This is a genomic window from Pseudomonas onubensis, assembly GCF_965653655.1.
Classification (GTDB): domain Bacteria; phylum Pseudomonadota; class Gammaproteobacteria; order Pseudomonadales; family Pseudomonadaceae; genus Aquipseudomonas.
Map to the genome: position 1 here is coordinate 52,712 of NZ_CBFHAZ010000028.1, position 10,003 is coordinate 62,714.

The 10,003-nt window shown below is 60.0% G+C and carries 9 protein-coding genes and 1 pseudogene; 4 read left to right on the forward strand and 6 right to left on the reverse strand.

The genetic code is table 11. The features are described 5' to 3' along the window. Positions 1 to 55: 55 nt before the first annotated feature. From argB to coaBC, 4 genes and pseudogenes are all read right to left on the reverse strand, one after another. Positions 56 to 961, reverse strand: a complete 906-nt coding sequence (argB, locus tag ACTD9P_RS12240) for an acetylglutamate kinase (RefSeq protein ID WP_015886532.1) — start codon at positions 959 to 961, stop codon at positions 56 to 58. A gap of 19 nt (positions 962 to 980) precedes the next feature. After that, positions 981 to 2,402 (reverse strand): annotated as a pseudogene (locus ACTD9P_RS12245) (phosphomannomutase/phosphoglucomutase); the annotation flags it as partial. A 240-nt stretch (positions 2,403 to 2,642) separates the two neighbouring features. Next, the gene (gene dut, locus ACTD9P_RS12250; protein WP_053258661.1) at positions 2,643 to 3,098 is read right to left on the reverse strand and encodes a dUTP diphosphatase; all 456 of its coding nucleotides are present in this window, start codon (positions 3,096 to 3,098) and stop codon (positions 2,643 to 2,645) included. A gap of 5 nt (positions 3,099 to 3,103) precedes the next feature. Then, complete coding sequence (gene coaBC / locus ACTD9P_RS12255; RefSeq protein ID WP_015886530.1) at positions 3,104 to 4,312, reverse strand: bifunctional phosphopantothenoylcysteine decarboxylase/phosphopantothenate--cysteine ligase CoaBC; 1,209 nt, start codon at positions 4,310 to 4,312, stop codon at positions 3,104 to 3,106. Positions 4,313 to 4,455: 143 nt separating this feature from the next. On the opposite strand from coaBC, the gene radC reads away from it, so the two are divergent. Then, complete coding sequence (gene radC / locus ACTD9P_RS12260) at positions 4,456 to 5,130, forward strand: RadC family protein (RefSeq protein ID WP_219270054.1); 675 nt, start codon at positions 4,456 to 4,458, stop codon at positions 5,128 to 5,130. Positions 5,131 to 5,201: 71 nt separating this feature from the next. On the opposite strand, the gene ACTD9P_RS12265 is transcribed toward radC, so the two are convergent. Continuing rightward, positions 5,202 to 6,794 carry an ABC transporter substrate-binding protein gene (locus ACTD9P_RS12265; RefSeq protein WP_438867913.1) on the reverse strand — a complete coding sequence of 531 codons (1,593 nt, stop codon included), beginning with the start codon at positions 6,792 to 6,794 and terminating at the stop codon, positions 5,202 to 5,204. Between the two features lie 457 nt (positions 6,795 to 7,251). Between ACTD9P_RS12265 and rpmB the strand changes: the two genes are divergently transcribed. Beyond that, a complete protein-coding gene (gene rpmB, locus ACTD9P_RS12270) occupies positions 7,252 to 7,485 on the forward strand; it encodes a 50S ribosomal protein L28 (RefSeq protein WP_003176907.1) in 234 nt (77 codons plus the stop codon). A gap of 11 nt (positions 7,486 to 7,496) precedes the next feature. Further along, entirely contained in the window at positions 7,497 to 7,652 is a 156-nt protein-coding gene (gene rpmG, locus ACTD9P_RS12275) for a 50S ribosomal protein L33 (RefSeq protein WP_003176906.1), read from the forward strand. A 177-nt stretch (positions 7,653 to 7,829) separates the two neighbouring features. On the opposite strand, the gene ACTD9P_RS12280 is transcribed toward rpmG, so the two are convergent. Beyond that, on the reverse strand, positions 7,830 to 8,192 hold the full coding sequence (locus ACTD9P_RS12280; protein WP_438867914.1) for a cupin domain-containing protein: 363 nt from the start codon (positions 8,190 to 8,192) through the stop codon (positions 7,830 to 7,832). Positions 8,193 to 8,422: 230 nt separating this feature from the next. On the opposite strand from ACTD9P_RS12280, the gene ACTD9P_RS12285 reads away from it, so the two are divergent. Further along, the gene (locus tag ACTD9P_RS12285; protein WP_438867915.1) at positions 8,423 to 9,916 is read left to right on the forward strand and encodes an aldehyde dehydrogenase; all 1,494 of its coding nucleotides are present in this window, start codon (positions 8,423 to 8,425) and stop codon (positions 9,914 to 9,916) included. Positions 9,917 to 10,003: the final 87 nt, after the last annotated feature.

Genomic DNA, 10,003 nt, shown 5'->3' on the forward strand with positions numbered 1-10,003 from the left:
CCAATAAAAAGGCCCCGCTCAATTTGATTGAGCGGGGCCTTTTTGTTTGCAGCGCTTAAGGCCGCTTGCGGTTACTGATCAGCGTGCCCACACCCGTATCGGTGAAGATTTCCAGCAAAATCGCGTTCGGTACGCGGCCATCCAGAATCAGCGAACTGCCCACGCCGCCCTGCACGGCTTCCAGCGCGCAACGGATTTTGGGCAGCATGCCGCCGTAGATGGTGCCATCGGCGATCAGTTCGTCCACTTGTTGAGTGGTCAAACCGGTCAACACCTTGCCTTCCTTGTCCATCAGGCCGGCGATGTTGGTCAGCAGCATCAGCTTCTCGGCTTTCAGTGCTTCAGCCACTTTACCGGCCACCAGGTCCGCGTTGATGTTGTAGGACTCACCGTTAGCGCCCACGCCGATTGGCGCGATCACCGGGATGAAATCGCCCTTGACCAGCAGGTTGAGCAAGTCGGTGTTGATGCCGATTACTTCGCCTACCTGGCCGATGTCGATGATTTCCGGCTGGGTCATTTCCGGCGTCTGACGGGTAACGGTCAGTTTTTTCGCACGGATCAGTTCCGCGTCCTTGCCGGTCAGGCCGATGGCGCTGCCGCCGTGGCGGTTGATCAGGTTGACGATGTCTTTGTTGACCTGGCCACCGAGGACCATCTCCACCACGTCCATGGTCTGCGCGTCGGTGACGCGCATGCCATCGATGAAGTGACTCTCGATCGATAAGCGCTTGAGCAGGTCGCCGATTTGCGGGCCGCCACCATGGACGACCACCGGGTTGATCCCCACGGCTTTCATCAACACGATGTCGCGGGCAAAACCGGTTTTCAGCTCGTCGCTTTCCATGGCATTGCCACCGTACTTGATCACCAGCGTCTTGCCGACGTAGCGTCGAATGTAAGGCAACGCTTCGGACAGGACCTTGGCAGTATTGGCAGCGGCTTCGCGTTCGAGGGTCATTCAGGGCTCCGGTAAAAAATCAGAACGGTAATTGGAGATCAGGGGCAACACGTTTCAACTGGGCGTGGAACACGTCCTTGATGCGCTGCAACTCAGCCTCGGTATCCGCCTCGAAGCGCAGGACCAGCACCGGTGTGGTGTTGGACGCGCGAACCAGGCCCCAGCCTTTGGCGTAATCGACTCGCGCACCATCAATGGTGGTCAGGTTGGCGCCTTCGCCCCATTGCGCATCGTGCAGTGCGTCAATGATGCTGAATTTGCTCTCCTCGGTCACATGTATATTGATCTCTGGCGTAGAAATATCATTCGGGAAGGTCTGAAACAGCTCCTGCGCCGTGGATTTTTCCTTACTCAGGATCTCCAGCAGGCGGGCGGCGCTGTAAATACCGTCGTCAAACCCGAACCAGCGCTCTTTGAAAAACACGTGGCCACTCATTTCACCGGCCAACAGCGCGCCGGTTTCCTTCATTTTCTTTTTGATCAACGAATGACCGGTCTTCCACATTAGCGGGCGCCCGCCATATTCCTTGATCAGCGGTGTGAGGCGGCGGGTGCACTTCACGTCGAAGATGATTTCGGCGTTGGCGTTGCGCGCCACCACGTCACGGGCAAACAGCATCAGCAGGCGGTCGGCGAACACGTTTTCGCCAGTGTTGGTCACCACGCCAACACGGTCGCCGTCACCGTCGAAGGCCAGGCCCACGTCGGCGCCGGTTTCCTTGACCTTGGCGATCAAGTCCACCAGGTTTTCCGGCTTGCCAGGGTCCGGGTGGTGGTTGGGGAAGTTGCCGTCGACGTCGCAGAACAGCGGGATCACTTCACAGTTGAGGGCTTCGAGCAGTTGCGGGGCGATCACGCCGGCCGCGCCGTTGCCGCAGTCCACCACCACCTTCAGGCGACGGGCGAGTTTGACGTCACCGGTGATCTGGTCAGAGTAGCGTTGCAGAATGTCGACCTTGGTGACACTGCCTTTGCCGCTGGTCAGGTCGTTGGTCTTGAGGCGCTCGTGCAGGGCCTGGATCTGTTCGTTGGCCAGGGTGTCACCGGCGATGACGATCTTGAAGCCGTTGTAGTCCGATGGGTTATGGCTGCCGGTGAGCATCACCCCGGACTTGCCGGCCAGTACGTTGGCTGCGTAGTAGAGCGCCGGTGTCGGCACCAGGCCGACGTCGCTGACGTGGCAACCGCTGTCAGCGAGGCCCTGGATCAGTTGTTCCACCAGCTCCGGGCCGGACAAGCGGCCATCGCGGCCTACCGAGACATCAGGTTCGCCCTGGGCCAGGCTCTGGGCACCGATGGCGCGGCCGATCCAGTAGGCGGTTTCGGCGGTCAGGGTCTTGGGCACCACGCCACGAATGTCGTAGGCGCGGAAGATGCTGTCGGGGAATGTCGGGGCTACTCGGGCTGCGGTACTCATCGCGGGGGTGAACTCCATCTGAAGGGGGCAAAGCTGGCCTTAAAGTGGCTGACCGGCAGGCTCAAACTGAAGGGTATGACGGTGTTTTCGGCAGAGAGTTCGTGGTGCAAAAATGCCATCGGCGTGCTGGCGCTGCTTGGGCGTTCGCGTAATGCATTGATTTCATTGTGGAAATCTCGCTGAATAAATCCGCACATTCTTCATCCTGAATAGCCATGCGGTGGCGTCTTGCCGGACAAGTGCGTCCGGCAAGGTTCAGCTTAGTCAGTGGCTGCCGGAATGCCCAAAACCACCTGCGCCGCGCTGAGTTTCGTCGAACTCCTGCACCAGTTCGAAGTGCGCCTGCACCACGGGAACCAGCACCAACTGGGCGATTCGCTCGCCGACAGCGATGTTGAAAGCGGTGTTGCCACGGTTCCAGCACGACACCATCAGTTCGCCCTGATAGTCCGAATCGATCAGGCCTACGAGGTTGCCCAGCACGATGCCGTGTTTGTGGCCAAGGCCCGAGCGCGGCAGGATCAATGCCGCCAAGCCTGGGTCGCCGACGTAGATCGACAGGCCGGTAGGAATCAGGAGGGTCTGGCCCGGCTCCAGCACGGTGTCTTGCTTGAGCATGGCGCGCAGGTCCAGGCCGGCAGAGCCCGGAGTGGCATAGGCCGGCAGAGGAAATTCGTTGCCGATGCGGGGGTCGAGGATCTTGGCTTGCAAAGCGTGCATGTAAATTAAACCTGGTTCAGCCGTTGGGCGATAAAAGAGATCAGTTGGCGGGCAATCTTGCCCTTGCTGGTCTGGGCGAAAAGGGTGGCGTGCAGCTCGCGGTCGATCACGCTGCAGGCGTTTTCCTCGCTGTTGAAGCCGATGCTCGGGTTGGCGACATCATTGGCAACGATCAGGTCGAGGTTTTTGTCTTTCAACTTGCGTGCGGCGTAGTCCAGCAGGTGCTCGGTTTCGGCGGCGAAGCCGACACTGAACGGGCGGTCCGGGCGCGTGGCGATGGTGGCCAGGATGTCCGGGTTGCGCACCATTTGCAGGAGCAGGCCGTCGCCGCTTGTAGGGTCCTTCTTAAGCTTTTGCGGGGCAACAACTTCCGGGCGGTAGTCTGCAACCGCTGCCGAGGCGATAAACAGGTCGCAGGGAATGGCCGCCTCACAGGCCGCCAGCATGTCGCGGGCGCTGACTACGTCGATTCGGGTGACCCGATCGGGGGTCGGCAAGTGCACCGGACCGGTGATCAAGGTGACGCGTGCGCCTGCCTCGACCGCAGCTTCCGCCAAGGCAAAGCCCATTTTTCCTGAGCTATGGTTGGTGATGTAACGCACCGGGTCGATGTTTTCCTGGGTCGGGCCGGCGGTAATCAGCACATGTTTGCCGGTAAGGGCCAGGTGCTGAAAACACTCGGCGGCGCACAGCGCGAGGTCGGTGGCTTCAAGCATGCGGCCCATGCCCACGTCGCCACAGGCTTGGCTGCCAGACGCCGGGCCAAACACTTTGAGGCCTCGGCTTTGCAGGAGCTGGGTGTTGGCCTGGGTGGCCGGGTCGCGCCACATGGCCTGGTTCATGGCCGGTGCGATGGCGACGGTAGCGTCGGTGGCCAGTACCAGCGTGGTCAGCAGGTCATCGGCAATGCCTTGGGCCAGGCGGGCAATCAGGTCGGCGGTGGCCGGGGCGATCAACACCAGGTCGGCCCATTTGGCCAGCTCGATGTGGCCCATGGCGGCTTCGGCCGCCGGGTCCAGCAGGTCCAGGTGAACCGGGTGGCCAGACAGGGCCTGCATGGTCAGCGGGGTGATGAACTCACTGCCACCACGGGTCATGACCACGCGCACTTCGGCGCCCTGGTCCAGGAGCCTGCGAACCAGTTCTGCGCTCTTGTAGGCGGCAATGCCGCCGCCGACGCCGAGAACGATGCGTTTCCGATACAGACGCTGCATTGGTTTGCCTTTCCAGTTCAGTGATGCCAGTTCAGTGACGCCTGCGATGCCCCCTCCCCAGGGGAAATCACATGCAAAAAAGAGGGCTTAAGATAACACAGCGACCGCCAGGCAACAGCGGCGTACGTGCAGAGGGAGGCGGGATGAGTATTCGCGATTGGCCTGTGGCGGAACGCCCACGGGAGAAGCTTTTGGAGTGGGGCGCGGCGAGCCTGTCGGATGCCGAGTTGTTGGCGATCTTCCTGCGTACCGGGGTTTCCGGCAGAAGCGCAGTCGACCTGGCGCGCCACCTATTGGCGCAATTTGGTGGCCTGCGCCCGCTGTTGGAGGCCAGCCAGACCCTGTTCAGCCAGCAGTTGGGGTTGGGGCCGGCGAAATTTGCCCAGTTGCAGGCGGTGCTGGAAATGTCTCGACGGCATATGGCCGAACGCTTGCGCGCCGACTCGGTGCTGGAAAGCCCGCTGGCCGTACGTGAGTACCTCAAGGCTTTGCTGCGCCATGAGCCCCACGAGATATTTGGCTGCCTGTTTCTTGACTCAAAGCATCGGGTGCTGGGCTTTGAGGCGCTCTTTGAGGGCACCATCGACACGGCCATCGTTTATCCACGACAAGTGGTCAAGCGCGCCCTCGCTTATAACGCGGCGGCGCTGATCCTGTGCCATAACCATCCGTCCGGGAGCGTCGAGCCGAGTGCGGCTGATCGAAAATTGACCAAAATACTGCAAAAAGCGTTGGAATCGGTGGATGTGCGGGTGCTCGACCACATCATCGTGGGGGATGGCGACCCGCTGTCGATGGCGGAATACGGCTGGTTGTAGGATGGGAGCAGCTGCAAGGTTGAAGCTGCAAGCCTCAAGCGGCTTGCAGCTTGCAGCTTGCAGCTTGCAGCTTAGGGCTTGACGCTGACCTTGGAGAAATCCTGGCGCCCAAATGGGCTTACCTGGTAGCCGTAGATATTCTTGCGTGTCAGGGCGAACGCAGTGGGGTGCGCCAATGGCAGCCACAGCGCCTGTTGCTGAATCTGTGCCTGGGCCTGTTGGTAGAGCTTGCTGCGCACACCTTGTTCACTGGTGGTCTTGCCGGCGCTGATCAGCTTGTCCAGGGCCGGGTCGCAATAACGGGCAAAGTTGGTGCCGGACTTTACCGCTGCGCACGAGAACTGCGGGGTGAGGAAGTTATCCGGGTCGCCGTTATCGCCGGCCCAGCCCATGAACAACAGGTCATGTTCGCCGGCTTTGGCGCGACGGATCAGTTCACCCCACTCGATCACACGAATCTCGGCCTGGATGCCGACCTTGGCCAGGTCCGCTTGCAGTAACTGCGCGCCGAGATTGGGGTTGGGGTTCAGCAGGCTGCCGGTGGGGCGAGTCCAGATCGTGGTTTTAAAGCCATTCTTGAGCCCGGCGCGTTCCAGCAGCGTCTTGGCCTTGGCGATGTCCTGTGGATAACCCGGCAAGTCCTTGGAGTAGCTCCAGGTATTGGTTGGGTAAATGCCGTTGGCCGCTTCGGCGGTGCCTTCAAATACGGCCTTGAGGTAGCTGCCTTTGTCGAAAGCCAGGTTGATCGCCTGGCGCACTTCGGGCTTGTCCAGCGGCGGGTGCTGGCTGTTGATTGCGACGAATGCGGTCATGAAGGCCGGGGTTTTTTCTACTTTGAGTGCGGGATCTTTCTCGGCTTCACCCACATCCAGCGGCTTTGGCGACAGGGCGATCTGGCATTCATCGCGGTGCAGCTTTTGCAGGCGCACGTTGGCATCCGGGGTGATGGCGAAGATCAAGTTATCCACTGCCGGTTTGCCGGCAAAGTAATCCGGGTTGGCTTTATAGCGAACCACGGCGTCTTTCTGGAACCGTACAAACACGAACGGGCCGGTGCCGATGGGCTGGCTGTTGAGTTTTTCAGGCGTGCCGGCCTTGAGCAGCTTGTCGGCGTATTCGGCCGGGTAGATCGAGGCAAAACCCATGCTCAAGGCGGCGAGGAAGGTGGAGTCGGCGTGATCAAGGGTAAAACGCACGGTCAGCGGGTCGAGGGCGTCGATTTTCTTGACGAGAGTGGGTAATTGCAGCGACTGCGCATGCGGGAAGCCGCTCTGGGCGATCTTGTGCCATGGGTTGGCCGGGTCGAGCATGCGTTCAAAACTGAAGCGCACGTCTTCGGCAGTGAGGGTGCGGCTTGGGGTGAAATACTCGGTGCGGTGGAACTTCACGTCAGGGTGCAGCTTGAAGGTGTACACCAGGCCGTCCGGCGACACTTCCCAGCTGTCCGCGAGGCTCGGCACCAGCTTGCCGGCGGTGGCGTCGTAGTCCACCAAGCGGTTCATCAGCACGTCGGCCGAGGCATTGGTGGTGGTCAGCGAGTTGTACTGCACCACATCGAACCCTTCGGGGCTGGCCTCGGTGCAAACGCTCAGATTGGTGGCCGCAGAGGCCAGCGGCGCGATAAATAGGGGGGCGAGCAATAGCGGTAGGGCAGCGAGGCGCATATTCGGTTTCCTTTGCAGATCGAAGGCCCATCTGCGAGTGCAGTCTGGAAAAAGCCTACCGTAGTGGTCTGATTGATAAATGACTAGCCCATTTTTGCCTGTGCTTTTGGTGCAAATGCTGTTTTGATGGCGCCTCAGCGCGTTTCGCCTTGCACTTTTGGGTGCCGGCGGGCGCGGTAAATCATTCTGTGCGACGAGTGGTCGGCTGTTACAGCGGCCCTCCTGGCAACGGTTCGGGCATCTATTTCCAAGATTTACGCCGGTAAAAATACACGGGCTGTTGTTGCATTGGGGTCTTTCTGGTATAAAGCAGCGCTCTTTTCTAGGGGCCCGGTTCCTTCACTGTAGGTGTAGCCGGTAAGACCCTTAAAGAAACGCGGCGCCTGGCGCCAAATGACTGAGAGATTAAGCGGCCAACCCATGCCGGGTTGGGCATGTGGTTTTAGAGGGCTGAGGCATGTCGAGAGTCTGTCAAGTTACCGGTAAGGGTCCGGTGACTGGGAATAACATTTCCCACGCAAATAACAAAACCCGTCGTCGTTTCCTGCCGAACCTGCAGCATCACCGCTTCTGGGTTGAAGAAGAGAAACGTTTTGTTCGCCTGCGTGTATCTGCCAAAGGCATGCGTATCATCGACAAGCGTGGCATCACTGTCGTGCTGGCCGAAATCCGCGCCGCCGGCAAGATCTAAGGAGCTCTATCATGCGTGAATTGATTCGAATGATCTCTAGCGCCGGTACTGGTCACTTCTACACTACCGACAAGAACAAGCGTACTACCCCGGACAAGCTCGAAAAGAAAATGTTCGACCCGCGCGTTCGCAAGCACGTGATCTACAAAGAAGGCAAAATCAAGTAATTGATTTTCTTCCTTGTGAAAAAAAGCCCGTCTCTCACGAGACGGGCTTTTTTTTGCCTGATCGTTCCCACGCTCTGCGTGGTAACGCCTCCTGTGACGCTGCGCGTCACGCGTTCAAGAGCAGGCGCGGAGCGCCTTGGGCTGCATTCCCACGCGGAGCGTGGGTACGATCGCTGATCAGGCTTTCTGCTCGAACACCACGTAGATCTTGCGGCACGGCTCCAGCACTTCCCAGGTGCCGCTGAACCCGGCAGGAATCACGAAGCGGTCGCCGGCGCGCAAGGTCTTGGCGTTGCCCTCGGCATCACGCAGCACCGAAACCCCCTGCACAATCTCGCAATACTCATGCTCGCTGTAATTGACCTTCCACTGCCCGACTTCGCCTTCCCACACGCCGGCGCTCATCTGGCCGCACGGGCTGTTGTAGTGGTTGTAGAGGGTTTGCTCGGGGTCGCCCTTGAGGATTTTTTCGGCGGCCGGGCGGTAGCGGTCCGGGGTGGTGTTGGCTTGGCTGAAGTCGACGATATCCTGGATGCTCATGTGCGTGTCCCGTCTGGCCTGCGGTTGGAGAGGCCAAAGTCTATGTTTATTAAAATGAACATCGCAAGGGCGTTTACCGCTGTTATGTCAAATATATTGAAACACCCCCAGCCGCTGGTTTAGGGTGGCAGCTGCCTTGAGCCGAACAGCAGGCTGGCCGGGCAAGAATTCTTTGAGGCTGCCGGGGGACATCACCTGGCCCTTGTATTCAATAAGAGGAGGACACTCGCATGACCACCCTGACCCGTGCCGATTGGGAACAACGCGCCAAGGATCTGAAGATCGAAGGCCGCGCCTACATCAATGGTGAGTACACCGCTGCTGTTTCCGGTGACACGTTCGAATGCATCAGCCCGGTCGATGGCCGCTTGCTGGCCACCGTTGCCAGCTGTGACGCTGCCGACGCCCAGCGCGCTGTCGAGAATGCCCGCGCTACGTTCAATTCCGGTGTCTGGTCGCGCCTGGCGCCGGCCAAGCGCAAAGCCGTCATGATCCGTTTCGCCGCGCTGCTCAACGCCAATGCCGAAGAGCTGGCGCTGCTCGAAACCCTGGACATGGGCAAGCCGATCACCGACTCCCTGGAAATTGACGTGCCTGGCGCCGCCAACGCCCTGAGCTGGAGCGGTGAGGCCATCGACAAGATCTACGACGAAGTCGCCGCCACCCCGCACAATCAGTTGGGCCTGGTGACCCGCGAGCCGGTCGGCGTAGTCGGCGCCATCGTGCCGTGGAACTTCCCGCTGATGATGGCGTGCTGGAAACTCGGCCCTGCGCTGTCCACCGGTAACTCGGTGATCCTCAAGCCGTCCGAAAAATCCCCGCTGACTGCCATCCGCATCGCGGCCCTGGCTGTTGAAGCCGGCATCCCTAAAGGCGTGTTGAACGTGCTGCCGGGCTACGGCCACACGGTGGGCAATGCGCTGGCGCTGCATATGGACGTCGACACCCTGGTGTTCACCGGTTCCACAAAAATCGCCAAGCAACTGTTGATCCGCTCCGGCGAGTCGAACATGAAGCGCGTATGGCTGGAAGCTGGCGGCAAGAGCCCGAACATCGTGTTTGCCGATGCGCCGGACCTGCAAGCCGCCGCCGAATCTGCCGCTGGCGCCATCGCCTTCAACCAGGGCGAAGTCTGCACCGCCGGCTCGCGCCTGCTGGTCGAGCGCTCCATCAAGGATAAATTCCTGCCGCTGGTGATCGAGGCGCTCAAGGGCTGGAAGCCAGGCAACCCGCTGGACCCGGCGACCAACGTCGGCGCTCTGGTGGACACCCAGCAGATGAACACCGTGCTGTCGTACATCGAAGCCGGCCATGCCGACGGCGCCAAGCTGGTGGCGGGCGGCAAGCGCACCCTGCAAGAAACCGGTGGCACCTATGTGGAGCCGACGATTTTCGACGGCGTGACTAACGCAATGAAAATCGCCCAGGAAGAAATCTTCGGTCCAGTACTGTCGGTGATCACTTTCGACAGCGCCGAAGAAGCGGTCACCATTGCCAACGACACCGTTTATGGCCTGGCTGCAGCCGTATGGACCGCCGATATCTCCAAGGCACACCTGACTGCCAAGGCCTTGCGCGCCGGTAGCGTGTGGGTCAACCAGTACGACGGTGGCGACATGACCGCACCGTTTGGTGGTTTCAAACAGTCGGGTAATGGTCGCGACAAGTCGCTGCATGCGTTCGACAAGTACACCGAGCTGAAATCGACCTGGATCAAGCTGTAACCTTCAGACATTACCGCGGTTAAAAATGTGGGAGCGGGCTTGCTCGCGAATGCGGTATGACAGTCGCAGTTGTTTTGACTGACACAC